The sequence below is a fragment of the Kribbella amoyensis genome (assembly GCF_007828865.1).
Taxonomy (GTDB): Bacteria; Actinomycetota; Actinomycetes; order Propionibacteriales; family Kribbellaceae; genus Kribbella; species Kribbella amoyensis.
In genome coordinates this window covers 5,999,948-6,016,915 of the sequence record NZ_VIVK01000001.1, presented here as the reverse complement: position 1 = coordinate 6,016,915, position 16,968 = coordinate 5,999,948, and the positions used below count along the sequence as shown (strand labels likewise).

The 16,968-nt window shown below is 68.8% G+C and carries 12 protein-coding genes; 9 read left to right on the top strand and 3 right to left on the bottom strand.

Annotated features, from left to right (window positions below; all coding sequences use genetic code 11):
- The first annotated feature begins 110 nt into the window (after positions 1-110).
- The 6 genes from FB561_RS28095 to FB561_RS28070 all read left to right on the top strand — a co-directional run bounded on the left by FB561_RS28095 (position 111) and on the right by FB561_RS28070 (position 7,944).
- The gene (locus tag FB561_RS28095; protein WP_238335101.1) at positions 111-1,616 is read left to right on the top strand and encodes an ABC transporter substrate-binding protein; all 1,506 of its coding nucleotides are present in this window, start codon (positions 111-113) and stop codon (positions 1,614-1,616) included.
- A gap of 202 nt (positions 1,617-1,818) precedes the next feature.
- The gene (locus tag FB561_RS28090; protein WP_145811823.1) at positions 1,819-2,811 is read left to right on the top strand and encodes an ABC transporter permease; all 993 of its coding nucleotides are present in this window, start codon (positions 1,819-1,821) and stop codon (positions 2,809-2,811) included.
- Between the two features lie 53 nt (positions 2,812-2,864).
- Positions 2,865-4,643 carry an ABC transporter substrate-binding protein gene (locus FB561_RS28085; protein WP_145811821.1) on the top strand — a complete coding sequence of 593 codons (1,779 nt, stop codon included), beginning with the start codon at positions 2,865-2,867 and terminating at the stop codon, positions 4,641-4,643.
- A 108-nt stretch (positions 4,644-4,751) separates the two neighbouring features.
- Entirely contained in the window at positions 4,752-5,765 is a 1,014-nt protein-coding gene (locus tag FB561_RS28080; protein WP_145811819.1) for an ABC transporter permease, read from the top strand.
- Positions 5,762-6,835, top strand: a complete 1,074-nt coding sequence (locus FB561_RS28075) for an ABC transporter ATP-binding protein (RefSeq protein WP_145811816.1) — start codon at positions 5,762-5,764, stop codon at positions 6,833-6,835. The genes FB561_RS28080 and FB561_RS28075 overlap by 4 nt, the downstream gene beginning before the upstream one ends.
- 77 nt (positions 6,836-6,912) lie before the next feature.
- Positions 6,913-7,944, top strand: coding sequence for an ABC transporter ATP-binding protein (locus FB561_RS28070; RefSeq protein ID WP_145813440.1), 1,032 nt, complete (start codon positions 6,913-6,915; stop codon positions 7,942-7,944).
- 67 nt (positions 7,945-8,011) lie between these two features.
- On the opposite strand, the gene FB561_RS28065 is transcribed toward FB561_RS28070, so the two are convergent.
- Positions 8,012-10,432, bottom strand: a complete 2,421-nt coding sequence (locus tag FB561_RS28065) for a helix-turn-helix domain-containing protein (protein ID WP_145811814.1) — start codon at positions 10,430-10,432, stop codon at positions 8,012-8,014.
- Positions 10,433-10,456: 24 nt separating this feature from the next.
- Positions 10,457-10,972: a sigma factor-like helix-turn-helix DNA-binding protein gene (locus FB561_RS28060; RefSeq protein ID WP_145811812.1), complete on the bottom strand. Its 516-nt coding sequence runs from the start codon at positions 10,970-10,972 to the stop codon at positions 10,457-10,459.
- A gap of 250 nt (positions 10,973-11,222) precedes the next feature.
- Between FB561_RS28060 and FB561_RS28055 the strand changes: the two genes are divergently transcribed.
- From FB561_RS28055 to FB561_RS28045, 3 genes are read left to right on the top strand one after another with little or no spacing between them, the layout of a single operon-like run.
- A complete protein-coding gene (locus tag FB561_RS28055; RefSeq protein WP_145811810.1) occupies positions 11,223-12,062 on the top strand; it encodes an MIP/aquaporin family protein in 840 nt (279 codons plus the stop codon).
- 39 nt (positions 12,063-12,101) lie between these two features.
- Entirely contained in the window at positions 12,102-13,619 is a 1,518-nt protein-coding gene (gene glpK / locus FB561_RS28050; protein WP_145811808.1) for a glycerol kinase GlpK, read from the top strand.
- 52 nt (positions 13,620-13,671) lie between these two features.
- Entirely contained in the window at positions 13,672-15,384 is a 1,713-nt protein-coding gene (locus tag FB561_RS28045; RefSeq protein WP_238335099.1) for a glycerol-3-phosphate dehydrogenase/oxidase, read from the top strand.
- A gap of 52 nt (positions 15,385-15,436) precedes the next feature.
- Here FB561_RS28045 and glpK (FB561_RS28040) read toward each other — a convergent pair whose 3' ends face one another.
- Positions 15,437-16,945: a glycerol kinase GlpK gene (gene glpK / locus FB561_RS28040; protein ID WP_145811806.1), complete on the bottom strand. Its 1,509-nt coding sequence runs from the start codon at positions 16,943-16,945 to the stop codon at positions 15,437-15,439.
- Positions 16,946-16,968 lie beyond the last annotated feature (23 nt).

Genomic DNA, 16,968 nt, shown 5'->3' with positions numbered 1-16,968 from the left:
CTTTCTTGAGTGCCCGCGGGGGCGTGTCTGGGGACGAGAGGGTGGAAGTGGTGATGGTGGTGGGGCGTCGTCTGGTGGCGCTTGCCACGGCCGGCGTAGTGGCCGGTTCGATGGCGGCATGCGGAAAGTCCGGTAATCAGCCGGGGCAGGGGAACGAGACACCGAAGCAGTTGGTGATCCGGGCGGCGAGCACCGACAAGGTGACGTCGCTGGACCCGGCGGGCCCGTACGACGTGGGCTCGCGCACTCTGCTGTCGAACCTCTACCAGACCCTGCTGACGATGGCGCCGGGCAAACCGACCCCGGTCCCGGACGCCGCCGACTGCCAGTACGACGCACCGACGACGTACACCTGCAGCCTGAAGAGCGGGCTCACGTTCCCGAACGGCGACAAGCTGACCTCGTCGGACGTGAAGTTCAGCTTCGAGCGGATGCTGCGGCTGAAGGTGCCGGGCGGTGGGGCCGCGTTGTTCACGTCGGTCGCCTCGATCACCACGCCGGACGAGCTGACGGCCGTGTTCACGTTGAAGAAGCCGGACGCGCGGCTGCCGTACCTGCTCACCACCACGGCCGGTTCGATCGTGGACGAGCAGTTCTACCCGGCGGCGGAACTCCTGCCGGACAAGGCGATGGGCAGCGGGCCGTACCAGCTCGCCGCGTACCAGCCGGGCGCGTCCGCGAGCCTGACCAAGTTCAAGGGGTACCGCGGTCCGCGGGCGGCGCAGAACGACCGGGTCGAGCTGAGCATGCTCGCGGACCCGGCCGCGCTGAACCAGGCGATCAGTACCGGCAAGGTGGATCTCGCCTTCCACGGTCTCGGCGCGAGCGACCTGGAGAAGCTGCGCGAGGGCGACAAGTACCAGGTGGTCCAGGCGGCGTCGGCGGAGACCCGGTTCTTCTCGTTCCACTTCAAGTCCGCGAACGCGCGCAAACCCGCGGTCCGCCGGGCCGTCGCGCAGTTGCTGGACCGGCAGGCGATCGCCAAGAAGGTGTACGGCGACCAGGTGACCCCGCTGTACTCGCCGGTGCCGCCCGGGTTCGGCGGGCAGGCGGACGCGTTCCGGACGGAGTACAAGGATCCCAGCAAGGCCGCGGCGACCACGATCCTGCGCGGCGCGGGGATCACGACGCCGGTGCCGTTGACGCTCGGCTGGACCCCCACGCACTACGGCGCCGGCGCCAAGGCCGAGGTGGCCGAGGTGAAGCGGCAGCTGGACGCGTCCGGGCTGTTCCGGGTGACGTTGCGCAGCGTCGAGTGGCCCCGGTACCAGCAGCTGGCCAGGGCCGGCGCCTTTGACATTTATCACTCCGGCTGGATGCCGGACTACCCCGACTCCGACGCGTATCTGGTGCCGATCGTCCGCGAGGGCGGCGCCCTGCAGAACGGGTACCGCTCGCAGACGGCGAACAAGCTCGTCGACCAGGAGATCGCGGCGCAGAACCAGCTGGACCGCGAGCGGATCGTCGAGAACCTGCAGGCCGTGATCGCGCGGGACGCACCCCTGGTCCCGAGCTGGCAGAACCGGTTCACCGTGGTCGCCGGCCAGGACGTGGAGAACCTCGAGACGGCGCTCAGCCCGCTGTCGTTCGTGACCTTCTCGACCCTGAAGAAGTGACACTCGGCGAGGCGCCCACGACGGGTTGTGCGAGGACATGGTTTACTGCCGACTGTCCACGATACGGGACGATTTCCACAGCATCACGATCGGGCAACGCAGTACTTTCCGCGTTTGACTCCGGCCGGTTTCGGCGGCAGTTTTAGGCGGCAGCCATGCCGGTTTCGGCCGGTGACCACAACAAGTCAGGGGAACGCAGCGCGTGAGCACGCCACTCGAGGTCGAGCCCGGATCGTCGTCGGCGCAGCCGGAGGCTCTGCTCGAGGGCGCCGGCAAGATCGAGGGCCGGTCACTCTGGCAGATCTCGTGGACCCGGCTGAAGCGCGACAAGGTCGCCCTGGCCGGTGGCTTCGTCGTCGTCTTCCTGATCCTGGTCGCGGTCTTCGCCCCGCTGATCTGCAAGATCTTCGGGGTCACGCCGAACGAGTTCCACCAGGACCTCGTCGATCCGTCGCTGCAGACCTCGATCGCCAAGTGGAACGGGATCAGCTGGGACCACCCGTTCGGGATCGAGCCGGTGAACGGCCGCGACATCTTCGCCCGGATCGTCTACGGGGCCCGGATCTCGCTGCTGATCGCCTTCCTCGCCACCATCGTCTCGGTCGTGATCGGCACCGTGATGGGGATCGTCGCCGGCTACTTCGGCGGCTGGATCGACACCATCATCAGCCGGCTGATGGACATCTTCCTCGCCTTCCCGCTGGTGCTGTTCGCGCTGGCCCTGGTCGGTGCCATCCCGGACAAGCTGCTCGGCCTGCAGGGCGACTCACTGCGGGTCGCGCTGATCGTCTTCATCATCGGGTTCTTCAGCTGGCCCTACATCGGCCGGATCATCCGCGGCCAGACGCTGTCGCTGCGGGAGCGGGAGTTCGTCGACGCGGCCCGGAGTCTCGGCGCGCGACGTCCGTACATCCTCTTCACCGAGCTGCTGCCGAACCTGATCGCGCCGATCCTGGTGTACTCCACCCTGCTGATCCCCACGAACGTGTTGTTCGAGGCGGCGCTGTCCTACCTCGGTGTCGGTGTCCGGCCGCCGACGGCCAGCTGGGGCGACATGCTGTCGACCGCCGCGAACTGGTACCAGGTCGTTCCGCTGTACATGATCCCGCCCGGGTTGGCCATCTTCGTCACGGTGCTGGCCTTCAACCTGTTCGGTGACGGGCTGCGGGACGCCCTCGACCCCCGCTCGCGATAGGACTTCTCTCCAACCAGGGAGCCTGGCTCTCACGAATAAAGGGGTGCAACAAGATGAGATGGAATCGCATTACGACGGCTACCGCCGTCAGTGCGGCCGTCGCACTGAGCCTCGTGGCTTGCGGGGGCAACAGTGGCTCCGGCGGGTCCGGTGGCTCCGGCGGTGGCGGGAACACGGCCAAGGCGGAGTACGACGCGGCCGTCAAGGGGACGTACAACCCGAGCGACAAAAAGGGTGGCACGCTCCGGATGGCCATCACCGAGAACTGGGACTCCACCGACCCCGGTGACACCTACTACGGCCTGTCCTGGAACCTGGTCCGCAACTACGTGCGGCCGCTGATGGTCTTCAAGTCGGCCCCCGGCAAGGAGGGTGCGGAGGTCGTTCCGGACCTCGCCGAGGCCGCCGGTGTGCCGAGCGACGGCGCCAAGACGTGGACCTACAAGATCCGCAAGGGCGTCAAGTTCGAGGACGGCACCGAGGTCAAGGCCAAGGACGTCAAGTACGCGGTCGCCCGGTCGCTGGACAAGGCCACGCTGCCGAACGGCCCGACGTACTTCAACGACTTCCTGCTGGACGTGCCGAAGGGCTACAGCGTCTACAAGGACCCGACGATGGCCGGGATCGCCAAGGCCATCGAGACCCCGGACGATTACACCATCGTCTTCCACCTGAACAAGCCGTTCTCCGGTTTCGACTACTTCGCCCAGCTGCCGGCCACCGCACCGGTGCCGCAGGCGAAGGACAACGGGGCCAAGTACAAGCTGCACCCGATCTCGACCGGCCCGTACAAGTTCGAGAGCAACGACCCGAACAAGGGTCTGGCGCTGGTCCGCAATGACCAGTACGACCCGGCGTCCGACCCGAACTCGGGCCGCAAGGCGCTGCCGGACAAGATCACCGTCGCCTTCAACGTGAACGGCGCCGACATCGACAACCGGCTGCAGGCCGGTGACCTCGACGTCGACATCGCCGGTACCGGTGTGCTCGCGGAGACCCAGGCGAAGATCCTGGCGAACCCGCAGCTGAAGGCGAACGCGGACAACGTGCCCGCGCCGCGGCTGAACTTCACCGTCTTCAACGGCGAGGTCAAGCCGCTGGACAACATCGACTGCCGCAAGGCGATCCTGTACGCCGCCGACCACGAGGGCTACCAGCGTGCGTACGGTGGCCCGATCGGTGGTGACATCGCCACGAACATGATGCCGCCGCTGGTGACCGGGTCGCAGAAGTTCGACGACTACGGCTTCGAGCAGGACAAGAACGGCAACGTCGACAAGGCCAAGGCGGCGCTGGCCAAGTGCGGGATGCCGCAGGGCTTCAGCACCAATATCGCCTACCGGGCCGACCGGCCGAAGGAGAAGGCGGTCGCGGAGTCGCTGCAGCAGTCGCTGAAGCGGGTCGGCATCAACCTCACCCCGAAGGGCTTCCCGACGGGTGACTACACCAAGCTGTACGCCGGCAAGCCGGACTACGCCAAGGCGAACAGCCTCGGCCTGATCGTCTACAGCTGGGGTGCGGACTGGCCGGACGGCTTCGGCTTCATGAGCCAGATCGTCGACAGCCGGGTCATCCGCGCCACCGGTGGTAACACCAACCTCGGTGTCCGGATCCCCGAGGTCGACAAGATGATCGACCAGGCGCTGTCGGAGACCGACAAGGCCAAGCGTGAGCAGATCTGGGTCGACATCGACAAGAAGGTCATGGAGCAGGCCGCGGTGCTGCCGGGGATCTGGGCCAAGGGCCTGCTGTACCGCCCGGACACGCTGGCCAACGTGTACGTCAGCGACAGCCAGAACATGTACGACTACGCCGGCATCGGCCTGAAGTAGGCGGCAACTTCCTGAGTTGCCCTGACCACTCATGATTCGCCAGCAGAGGTAGGTGAAGGCTGAGGTGGCCGGGGGTCCCGAGGGACCGCCGGCCACCGTGCCGCGCAGGTGTTCGCATACATAGTCCGGCGGGTGATCGGAGCAGTGATCCTGCTCTTCATCGTCACCGCCGTCACGTTCTCGATCTTCTTCCTGGTACCGAAGCTCGGTGGTGCTTCGGCCGACGACCTCGCGTCGCGGTACGTGGGCAAGAGCGCCGGCCAGGAGCAGATTCACGAGACAGCGGTACGGCTCGGCTTCACCGATCCCATCTACGTGCAGTACGGGCGCTTCGTGAAGGGCCTGTTCGTCGGGCAGGAGTACAACTACGGCCCGGCGACGGAGCACTGCCCGGCGCCGTGCTTCGGCTACTCCTTCCTCACCCAGCAACCGGTCTGGCCCGACCTGGTCAGCCGAATACCGGTGACCGCCTCGCTGGCCTTCGGCGCCGCCTGTATCTGGCTGCTGGCCGGGGTCGGGACGGGCGTCATCTCCGCACTCAAACGGGGGTCGGTGCTGGACCGATCGATGATGTCGGTGGCGCTGGCGGGTGTCTCGCTGCCGATCTTCTTCACCGGTCTGCTCTCGCTGTCGATCTTCAGCTACGGCCTGGGCTGGACCGCCCAAGGTGGGACGAACCCGATGGACGCGTCGAACCCGGCGTGGTGGGCGTACGACCTGATCCTGCCGTGGGTGACGCTCGCCTTCCTGTACGCCGCGGCGTACGCGCGGCTCACCCGGGCGGGCATGCTCGAAACCATGAACGAGGACTTCGTCCGGACGGCCCGCGCGAAGGGCCTGACCGAACGGACCGTGGTGACGCGGCACGGCCTGCGAGCCGCGCTGACCCCGATCCTCACCATCTTCGGTCTGGACCTCGGGCTCCTGCTCGGTGGCGCGATCCTGACCGAGACGACCTTCTCGCTGCCCGGCATCGGGCAGTACGCCGTGATCGCGCTGCGGGCGAACGACCTGCCCAAGGTGCTCGGCGTGACGCTGGTCGCCGCGTTCTTCATCGTGATGGCGAACCTGATCGTCGATCTCCTGTACGCCGTCGTCGACCCGAGGGTGCGGATCCAGTGACCGAAGCAGCGAACGAGACCGTGCAGGACCAGCCACTGCGGATCGACCGCGGCGACGCGTTCCTCGACGTCCGCGACCTCCGCGTGCACTTCCCGACCGACGACGGCATCGTCAAGTCGGTGGACGGGCTGTCCTTCCAGCTCGAGCGCGGCAAGACGCTCGGCATCGTGGGGGAGTCCGGCTCCGGCAAGAGCGTGACCAGCCTGTCGATCATGGGGCTGCACCAGCGCGGCGCGGCCACCATCAGCGGCGAGATCCTGCTCGACGGCCAGGACCTGGTCTCGGCGACGCCGGAGGAGGTCCGCAAACTCCGCGGCAAGCGGATGGCGATGATCTTCCAGGACCCGCTGTCGGCGATGCACCCCTTCTACACGGTCGGCCGGCAGATCGTCGAGGCGTACCAGGTCCACAACGACGTCTCCAAGTCGGTCGCCCGCAAGCACGCGATCGAGATGCTCGACCGGGTCGGGATCCCGCAGCCGGACAAGCGCGTCGACGCGTACCCGCACGAGTTCTCCGGCGGGATGCGGCAGCGCGCGATGATCGCGATGGCGCTGTCCTGCGACCCGGACCTGCTGATCGCCGACGAGCCGACCACGGCGCTCGACGTGACCGTGCAGGCGCAGATCCTGGACCTGATCCGGGACCTGCAGAAGGAGTTCAACTCCGCGGTCATCATCATCACCCACGACCTCGGCGTGGTGGCCGAGCTGGCCGACGACATCCAGGTGATGTACGCCGGCCGCGCGATCGAGTACGGCACCGCCGAGGATATCTTCGACCGGCCGCAGCACCCGTACACCTGGGGGCTGCTCGGGTCGATGCCGCGGATCGACCGGGAACGCAGCGAGCGGCTGATCCCGATCAAGGGCACGCCGCCGAGCCTGATCAACGTGCCGAAGGGCTGCCCGTTCAACCCGCGCTGCAACTACGCCCACCTCAACAACGGCGCCAGCGAGACCGATCGGCCGGAACTGCTGGACATCGGCGGCGGCCACCGGGTCGCCTGCCACCTCTCCCCGCAGGAGCGTAAGAAAGCCTGGGAGACCGACATCTTGCCGAAGCTGTGAACGGGATCGACGGAGCGACGACTGTGACGACTGCCAATACCGAGGCCGGCCCGACCCGGGGCGCCACCGTGCCCGCGATGGGCGAGGAGCTGCTGTCGGTCCAGGGCCTGGTGAAGCACTTCCCGATCCGCAAGGGCCTGTTGCAGCGTCAGACCGGCGCGGTCCAGGCCGTCGACGGTCTCGACTTCAGCGTCAACCGCGGCGAGACCCTGTCGCTGGTCGGTGAGTCCGGCTGTGGCAAGACGACCACGGGCCGGCTGCTGACCCGGTTGCTGGAGCCGACCGCGGGCAAGATCGTCTTCGAGGGCCGGGACATCACCCACCTGTCCGAGGGCCGGATGCGGCCGATGCGGCGCGACGTCCAGATGATCTTCCAGGACCCGTACGGCTCGCTGAACCCGCGGCACACGGTCGGCAAGATCGTCGGCGCGCCGTTCAAGCTGCAGAACGTGAAGACCGAGCACGGCGTGAAGAAGGCCGTCCAGGGCCTGCTCGAGCTGGTCGGCCTGAGCCCTGAGCACTACAACCGGTACCCGCACGAGTTCTCCGGCGGTCAGCGGCAGCGGATCGGGATCGCCCGCACCCTGGCGCTGCGGCCGAAGCTGATCGTGGCCGACGAGCCGGTCTCCGCGCTGGACGTGTCGATCCAGGCCCAGGTGGTGAACCTGCTGGAGGATCTGCAGGAGGAGTTCGACCTCACCTACGTGATGATCGCGCACGACCTGTCCGTGGTCCGGCACGTCTCGGACCGGGTCGCGGTGATGTACCTCGGCAAGATCGTCGAGCTGGCCGACCGGGTCAGTCTGTACGAGAAGCCGATGCACCCGTACACGCTGGCGCTGCTCTCGGCCGTCCCGATCCCGGACACGGCCCGCAAGACCAAGCGCGAGCGGATCCGGCTCCAGGGCGACGTCCCGAGCCCGATCAACCCGCCGCCGGCCTGCCGCTTCCACACCCGCTGCTGGAAGGCGCAGGACCTCTGCAAGAAGGTCGAGCCGCCGCTGATCCAGCTCGCCCCGGGCCACCAGACCGCCTGCCACTTCCCGGAGAACGCCACCGAGGAGCAGGCCGCCGACGCCCTCAAGGCGGCGGAGACCGCCGGCAAGTAGGGCACCTGAGACGGCTCCGAGCACCGCCCGGACGAGTTTCTCCCGGGCGGTGCTGTGGTTCCCGGCGTCAGATGATGGTGGAGCGTGCCGCGAAGGCTGCGGCCGCCGGCGGTCCACCGGTCAGGATCGCCTCGATGTCGTCGGCGACCTCGGGCCGGTGCTCCCGGTAGAAGCCGAGCGCGAAGTCGAGGTTGAGGTCCGCCTCCGGCCGGTCGCCGAGCGCGAGCTGACTCACCCCGAGCCGGAAGCGGGCGTTGGCCTCCCGGCGGCGATCCGCGAGCTCCACCGCGATACTCAGGCCTTCCTCGTAGCTGCCGACCGCCTCCCGGTGCCGTCCGGCCAGGGCGAGGATCCAGCCGATCCAGACCTGCCCGTCCGAACAGTTGCCCACCTGTCCCAGCGCCTCCAGTTGCCGCAGGCCCTGCCGGGCTTCGTCGACGCCGAGTTCGGTCCGGCCGAGGCGGGCATGGGCCACGCCGAGATCGATCAACGTGTTGGCGACGTGGCGCGTGCTGCCGGACCGCTCGAGGTACTCGAGGGATTCTTTGGTGTACTCGACCTCTTCGTGATGGCGGCCCAGTTCGCCGTAGATCTCGGCGAGGCCGGCCAGCGAGAAGCTGATGCCACGGTCGTTGTCGAGCTTGCGGTTGATCGCGAGACCACGCTCGACGTAGGGGAGGGCTTCGTCGTACAGACGACGCCGCGTGAAGAGGCGGGCATGGTTGTTCGCGACCATGGACTGGCCGCGCAGGTCGCCGACCGCCTCGAAGCCGGCGGCCGCGGCCTCGAAGCGTTCGGACGCCTCGTCGTAGCGCGCCAACTCGGTCGCGGCGATGGCAGCGTCGGCCTGCAACTGCGCGCGGCTCCACGGCGCGATCGGCCGGTGGACCATCTGGTCGATCGCGTCGAGCCACTCGCCGAGGTGGCCGCGGGCGGTGAAATAGCCGAACAGGCCGATCAGCAGACCGGCGGTCGTCTCGGCGGTGTCCTCCCGCTGACCTGTCCGGTCGATCACCGCCAGGATGTTCGCCAGTTCGCGGTCGATCCAGTCCAGGCCGGCACCCGCTTCGGTGAAGGCGGGTCCGGTACTGCGCCAGTCCGGACCGGACCAGGCGAACCGGGCGCTCCCGGCGTCGGACAGTTCGCAGGCGCGCCAGCCGGCGGCCAGGTAGTAGGTCAGATAGCGGGCGAACGCGCTGTCCCGGCGCGCCGGATCGAGGTCGTCGGCGAGCTCGCGGGCGTACGTGCGGACGAGGTCGTGAAAGCGGTACCGGCCCGGATGCGGCGACTGCAGCAGGTGCAGGTCGACCAGGTACTCGAGGACGCGGTCGGCCGCTGCGTCGGAGGAGCCCAGCAGGGGAGCGGCTGTCTGGGCAGTGAGGTCGGGGCCGTCAGGGAGCGAGAGCAACGCGAAGGCATCGGCGGCAGCGAGGTCCTCCGGCCTCTCGCCGGCGGTGAGCTGGTCGATGGAGAAGGTGACGCTGGCGCGGACGTCGAGGTCGTCGGTGCCGAGAAGATCCAGGCGGCGGGACTCGTCGGCGAGGCGTAGGGCGAGGTCGTCGGCGGACCAGGCCGGGCGGCGCACCAGCCAGGCCGCGGCGATCGTGATGGCCAGCGGGAGGTGGCCGCACAGCTCCGCGATGCGCCGTACGGCGGGATCGTGGTCGTCCCGGCCGGTGATCGACGTGAACAACTCGACCGAGTCGTCGGGGGTCAGCGGATCGAGGTGGACATGCCGGCCGGCCTGCAGGGCGGTCAGCGTCCTGCGGCTGGTGACCAGGACGCCGCAGCCGGCACTGGCCGGAATCAGCGGCGTGACCTGACCGAGCTCGGCCGCGTTGTCGAGGACCAACAGCACCCGCCGGTCGGCGAAGCGGGTACGGAAGGTGGTCACCAGGTCTTCGAACCGAGCGGGTAGCTCGTCGGCGGGGAGCCCGGTCGACTCCAGGACGCGGGCCAGTGCGGTCGACGGCGCCAGCGGTTCGCCCGGTCCGAACCCGCGGAGGTCGAGGTGGACGACTCCGTCGGGATACCGGGCCGCCACCGCGTGGGCCACGACCAGCGCGAGCGAGGTCTTGCCGACACCGGGCATGCCCTGGATCGTGGCGATCGCCGGACTGCCCGGGGGACCTGACCGGTTCGTCAGCAACCCGGTCAGCTGGTCGAGGTGCTCGTCCCGGCCGACGAAGTTCGGCGTCGCCCCAGGCAACTGCAGCGGCGCGGTCCACAGCGGTCCGGGTGTCTCGGTGCTGTCGGTCGGGACCCTGCCCCGGGAGGCGATCTGCTCGAACGCCGTCCGTTCCGCCGGAGTCAGTTCGAAGGCGTCACCGAGTTTGTCGAGGGTCGTCCGCTGCGGGAAGCGCCGAACTCCTCGCTCGAGCATGCCGATCGCCTGGGGACTCACGCCCGCCAGCTCGGCCAGTCGTTCCTGGGTCAGGCCAAGAGCCAGTCGCCGGCTCCGCAGCAGCGCCGCGAATGTCTCGTCCACCGGCCAAGCATCTCGTGTCTCGGATCAGCCGGCGCCGCGGGTGGTCAGGAGCTGGTCGACCAGGTGCGCCGTCTCGGGGTCCAGCCGGGATCTGAGGGTGTCGAGGGCCTGGCTGGTCCTGGCCCGCGCGGTGGGCACCGAGCAGCCGAGGATCTGGGCCACTTCGGCGTCGGTGAGGCGCTCGTAGTAGCGCAGCACCAGGGCGGCCCGCTGGCGGGGTGGGAGGGACTGGACCTCGTCGCGGATCCAGCTGTCGGCGGCGACGTTGTCGTGGGCGGGGACGGCCGGGTGGCCGGCCCGGGTGCGGTCGGCGAACCAGGTCCGCGGGCGCCAGCGGCCGGCGGTGGCGGTGGTGATGGCCCGACGGGCGTACAACTCCGCACCGGCCGTGTCCGAATGACGACGCCAGGTCGCCTGGGTCCGCCCCAACGCGTCCCTGGTCAGCTCCTCGGCCTCGGTGTGGTCACCGGTGAGCAGATGTGCGTAGCGGTACAACGCCCGCTCCCGTCGGACCGCGAACTTCCTGAAATCGCCGTTCATCTCGTCCCTTCCCCCAGGCTCGTCCCGTAGACAGGACGCGCCGGGACCACCTTCCGGTTGCCGTTGCGGGCAACTTTTTTCCAGCGTCGGACCAGTGCCCCGAGAGGTCTTATGAGCGGGCGCGGAGTGTCGCGGCCCGGGACCGTCCGGCACCGTTCGACAATGTCGAACGACAAGCGTTGTGCCGCCTCGCAGACGCTCCTACATTCCAGTTCTCCGTGGTCGTCACGGGGTGGAAGGGAGGTCAAGCATGGCTACGACCGAGGCGGTCAAGGCGCGGACCCTTCTGGGGGAGTGTTCGGCCGAGTTCGCCGGAACGTTCATCCTGATCCTGTTCGGCGTCGGCGTGGTGGCCCAAGTGGTGGCCGGCGGCATCGGGGATCACGACTCGATCGCATGGGCCTGGGGTATCGGCGTGACCATGGGTGTGTACGTGTCAGCCCGGATCAGCGGTGCCCACATCAATCCCGCGGTGACGATCGCCCTGGCGGCGTTCCGCGGGTTCGCCTGGCGGAAGGTGCTGCCGTACATCGGTGCGCAGTTCCTCGGCGCGTTCGCGGCGGCACTGGTGGTCCGCTGGAACTACAACGAGGTGCTGACCAAGTTCGACCCCGATCTCGGAATCAAGAGTCAGGGCGTGTTCTCCACCCTGCCGGGCAACGGCAACGTGGAACTCGGGGTCGGGATGTGGGGCGGTCTGCTCGACCAGGTGATCGGTACCGCGATCCTCATGTTGGTCATCCTGGCCATCGTCGACCTGCGCAACACGGCTCCGGCCGCGAACCTCGGCCCGTTCCTGATCGGGCTGCTGGTGGTCGGGATCGGGATGGCCTGGGGCACCCTGGCCGGATACGCGATCAACCCGGCGCGTGACTTCGGGCCACGGTTGGCCTCCGCCATCACCGGCTACGGAGGGCAAGCCTTCAAGGACCAGTTCGGGGATCCCTATTTCTGGGTCCCGATCGTGGGACCGATCGTCGGGGCGCTCATCGGCGCGTTCCTCTACGACCTGCTGGTCGGCCGGCACCTGCCGGTCGGTGACGCGGACGAGGAGCCGGGCCGGGTCCCCGAGCCGGAGACCACAGCATGACCCGCCGCAGGACAGCGCAGTGTGAGGAGAGGAAGTTCCATGGCTGACTTCGTCGGTGCCGTCGACCAGGGCACCACGAGCACCCGATTCATGATCTTCGACCACTCCGGCAACGAGGTGGCGATCCACCAGCTGGAGCACGAGCAGATCCTGCCGCAGGCGGGCTGGGTCGAGCACAACCCGGTGGAGATCTGGGAGCGGACCAGCTCGGTGATCCGCACCGCGATGAACGCGAAAGGTCTGCAGTCGAGCGACCTGGCGGCGCTCGGGATCACCAACCAGCGTGAGACGGCCGTGGTCTGGAACAAGCGGACCGGCCGCCCCTACTACAACGCGATCGTCTGGCAGGACACCCGGACCGACCGGATCGCCTCCGCCCTGGAACGCGAGGGCAAGGGCGACGTGATCCGGCAGAAGGCCGGGCTGCCACCGGCGACGTACTTCTCGGCCGGCAAGGTCCAGTGGATCCTGGAGAACGTCGACGGGGTCCGCGAGGCCGCCGAGGCCGGTGACGCCGTGTTCGGCAACACCGACACCTGGCTGCTCTGGAACCTCACCGGCGGGACCGACGGCGGCGTCCACATCACCGATGTGACCAACGCCAGCCGGACGATGCTGATGAACCTGGAGACGCTCGACTGGGACGACGAGCTGATCTCGTTCTTCAACATCCCGCGGCAGATGCTGCCGGAGATCCGGCCGTCGTCGGATCCGAGCAAGTACGGCGAGACGCTGGCGAACGGCCCGATCGGCGGCGTGGTGCCGCTGACCGGTGACCTGGGCGACCAGCAGGCGGCCACCGTCGGGCAGGTCTGCTTCAACCCCGGCGAGGCCAAGAACACCTACGGCACCGGCAACTTCATGCTGCTGAACACCGGCACCGAGCTGGTCCGCTCGAAGGCGGGCCTGCTCACGACGATGTGCTACAAGTTCGGCGACGAGGCACCGGTGTACGCGCTGGAGGGCTCGATCGCGGTGACCGGGTCGGCCGTCCAGTGGCTGCGGGACCAGCTCGGCATCATCTCCGGCGCGGCGGAGACCGAGACGCTGGCCCGGCAGGTCGAGGACAACGGCGGCGTGTACTTCGTGCCGGCGTTCTCCGGGCTGTTCGCACCGTACTGGCGGTCCGACGCGCGCGGTGCGATCGTCGGGCTGTCCCGGTTCAACACCAACGCCCACCTGGCCCGAGCAACACTGGAAGCGATCTGCTACCAGAGCAAGGACGTCTCGGACGCGATGGAGAAGGACTCCGGCGTGAAGCTGGACGTGCTGAAGGTGGACGGTGGCATCACCGCCAACGAGCTCTGCATGCAGATGCAGGCCGACATCCTCGGCGTCCCGGTCAGCAAGCCGGTCGTCGCGGAGACCACGGCCCTCGGGGCGGCCTACGCGGCCGGCCTGGCGGTCGGGTTCTGGAACACCAAGGAAGAGCTGGTGCAGAACTGGAACGAGGCGAAGCGCTGGGAGCCACAGTGGAACGAGGACCAGCGCGCGAAGGGGTACGCGGGCTGGCAGAAGGCGGTCCAGCGCACCCTGGACTGGGTCGACGTCGACTGACGGCGACGGCCCGGCAACACGCAGTACGAGAACAACCGGAAGGAACAGCACAGTGGGTGTAGTGGCTCTGTCACCGCAGGCGAGGACCGAGGCCATCGACGCGATGGCGGACGGCCGGGAACTGGACGTCCTGGTGATCGGTGGCGGGGTGGTCGGCACCGGATCGGCGCTCGACGCCGCGACCCGGGGTCTGACCACGGGACTGCTGGAGGCCCGCGACTTCGCGAGTGGGACCTCCAGCCGGTCCAGCAAGCTGGTCCATGGCGGACTGCGGTATCTCGAGATGCTGGACTTCCGGCTGGTGCACGAGGCGTTGCAGGAGCGCGGTCTGCTCCTGCAGCGCCTGGCGCCGCACCTGGTCAAGCCGGTGCCCTTCCTGTACCCGCTGCAGCACCGCGGGTGGGAGCGGTTCTACGCGGGCGCCGGCGTGGCCCTGTACGACGGGATGGCGTTCAGCTCCGGCCACGGGGCCGGGCTGCCGATCCATCGGCACCTGACCCGGCGCGGGGCGATGCGGCTGGTCCCGAGCCTGAAGAAGTCCGCCCTGGTCGGCGCGATCCAGTACTACGACGCCCAGGTGGACGACGCCCGGCACACGATGGAGCTGGCCCGGACGGCCGCCTCCTACGGTGCCCACGTCGCGAACCGGGTGAAGGTGACCGGGTTCGTCCGGCAGGGCGAGCGGGTCACCGGGGTCCAGGCCAAGGACCTGGAGAGCGGCCGTGAGTTCGAGATCCGGGCCAAGCAGGTCGTGAACGCGACCGGGGTCTGGACCGACGAGACGCAGGCGATGGTGGGCGAACGCGGGCAGTACCACGTCCGCGCGTCGAAGGGCATCCACCTGGTGGTGCCGAAGGACCGGATCCAGTCCAGCAGCGGGATGATCCTGCGGACCGAGAAGTCCGTGCTGTTCATCATCCCGTGGGGCCGGCACTGGCTGATCGGGACCACCGACACCGACTGGCACCTGGACAAGGCCCACCCGGCCGCGACCAGCAAGGACATCGAGTACCTGCTCGACCACGTGAACGCGGTGCTGACCACGCCGCTGACCCGCGAGGACGTGGAGGGCGTGTACGCCGGACTGCGGCCGCTGCTGGCAGGGGAGTCGGAGAGCACCTCCAAGCTGTCCCGCGAGCACGTCGTCGCGCACGCGGCCCCCGGGCTTGTGGTGGTGGCCGGCGGCAAGTACACGACGTACCGGGTGATGGCCAAGGACGCGATCGACGCGGCCGCGAACGCGCTGGACGGGCGGGTGCCGAAGTCGGTCACCAAGAACCTCCCGCTGGTCGGCGCCGACGGGTACCACGCGCTGTGGAACCAGCGGCACCTGATCGCGCAGCGGTCGGGCCTGCACGTGGCCCGGATCGAGCATCTGCTGAACCGGTACGGCGCCCTGGTCGAGGAGGTGCTCGACCTGGTCGAGGAGGACCCGTCGCTCGGCGAGCAGCTGCCCGGCGCGCAGGACTACCTGAAGGCCGAGATCGTCTACGCGGCCCGGGCCGAGGGCGCCCGGCACCTGGACGACGCGCTGGCAAGGCGGACCCGGATCTCGATCGAGGCCTGGGACCGCGGGGTCGGGACGGCCGAGGCGGCCGCAAGGCTGATGGCCCCGGTGCTCGGCTGGGACGAGCAGACGATCGAGCGCGAGGTGTCGTACTACCTGCGCCGGGTCCAGTCCGAGCGCGACTCCCAGGACCAGCCCGACGACGAGTCGGCCGACAAGGTCCGGCTGGAAGCGCCGGACATCGTCTCACCGATCTGAGCAGCTCCTGGTCGCGGCGCCGTGAGGTCCCGCGACCAGGAGCTGCGGGCAACTACTGGTCCGGGCGGATCCAGCCGAAGGTGCGTTCGACGGCGGACTGCCAGTTCGCGTACTCGCTGGTCCGCCGGTCGTCCTCCATGTGCGGCACCCACTGGCCGGCCCGGTGCCAGTTGCTCCGCAGACCCTGCAGGTCGGGCCAGTAGCCGACGGCCAGGCCGGCCGCGTACGCCGCGCCGAGGGAGACCGTCTCGGTCACCATCGGCCGGACCACGGGGACGTCGAGCAGGTCGGCGAGGAACTGCATCAGCAGGTTGTTCGCGGTCATCCCGCCGTCCACCTTGAGCGCGGTCAGCGCGATCCCCGAGTCCGCGTTCATCGCGTTCACCACCTCGAGCGTCTGGAACCCGGTCGCCTCCAGCACCGCCCGGGCCAGGTGCCCCTTGGTGATGTACGACGTGAGCCCCGCGATCACGCCGCGCGCCTCGCTCCGCCAGTGCGGCGCGAACAACCCGGAGAACGCGGGCACGATGTACGCCCCGCCGTTGTCCTCCACGGTCCGCGCCAGCGTCTCGATCTCGGCCGCGGTGTGGATCAGGCCGAGCCCGTCGCGGAACCACTGCACCAGCGAGCCGGTCACCGCCATCGACCCCTCCAGCGCGTACGCCGCGGGTTGCGGGCCGATCTGGTACGCGACAGTGGTGAGCATGCCGTGCGTCGACCGGACGATCTCCTTGCCCGTGTTGAGCAGCAGGAACGACCCGGTGCCGTACGTGCACTTCGCCTCGCCGGGACTGAAACAGGTCTGGCCGAACAGCGCCGCCTGCTGGTCGCCGAGCGCGGCCCCGATCCGTACTCCCGGCAGTACCTCGGTCGCCGTCGCGAACACGCCGGACGACGGCCGGATCTCCGGCAGCACGGTCTTCGGGACGCCGAACGCGTCCAGCAGGGTGTCGTCCCACTCCAGCGTCTCGATGTTCATCAGCATCGTCCGGCTGGCGTTCGTCACGTCGGTCACGTGCAGTCCGCCGGCCGGGCCGCCGGTGAAGTTCCAGATCAGCCAGCTCTCCATCGTGCCGAACAGGACCTCGCCGCGTTCCGCCCGGGCGTGCAGCCCGGGGGTGTGGTCGAGCATCCAGCGCAACCGCGGTGCCGAGAAGTACGTAGTCAACGGCAAGCCGCACAGATCGGCGTACCGGTCGACCCCCTCGTCGCCGGCCAGTTCGGTGATCAGCCGGTCGGTCCGGGTGTCCTGCCAGACCACCGCGTGCCCGATCGGCTGCCCGGTCCGGCGGTCCCAGAGCAGACTGGTCTCCCGCTGGTTGGTGATGCCGATGGCAACGATCTGGCCCGGATCGGCGCCGATCTGGCGCACCGCGGCCGGGACCACCCGGGTGACGTTGCGCCAGATCTCCTCCGCGTCGTGCTCGACCCAGCCGGGTTTCGGAAAATGCTGCTTGTGCTCGCGCTGGGCCACCGAGACGAGCCGGCCGCGCCGGTCGAACAGGATGCACCTGGTCGAATTCGTCCCCTGGTCCACCGCCGCTACGAACTGTTCTGCCATCAGGCGTCCTCCCCGCCACCTTG

Bases quoted from the DNA above. Each gene is read 5' to 3' on its own strand.
- FB561_RS28055 (WP_145811810.1), top strand. From the start codon at position 11,223: ATGGCTACGACCGAGGCGGTCAAGGCGCGGACCCTTCTGGGGGAGTGT.
- glpK (WP_145811808.1), top strand. From the start codon at position 12,102: ATGGCTGACTTCGTCGGTGCCGTCGACCAGGGCACCACGAGCACCCGA.
- FB561_RS28085 (WP_145811821.1), top strand. From the start codon at position 2,865: ATGAGATGGAATCGCATTACGACGGCTACCGCCGTCAGTGCGGCCGTC.
- FB561_RS28095 (WP_238335101.1), top strand. From the start codon at position 111: ATGGCGGCATGCGGAAAGTCCGGTAATCAGCCGGGGCAGGGGAACGAG.
- glpK (WP_145811806.1), bottom strand. From the start codon at position 16,945: ATGGCAGAACAGTTCGTAGCGGCGGTGGACCAGGGGACGAATTCGACC.
- FB561_RS28070 (WP_145813440.1), top strand. From the start codon at position 6,913: ATGGGCGAGGAGCTGCTGTCGGTCCAGGGCCTGGTGAAGCACTTCCCG.
- FB561_RS28060 (WP_145811812.1), bottom strand. From the start codon at position 10,972: ATGAACGGCGATTTCAGGAAGTTCGCGGTCCGACGGGAGCGGGCGTTG.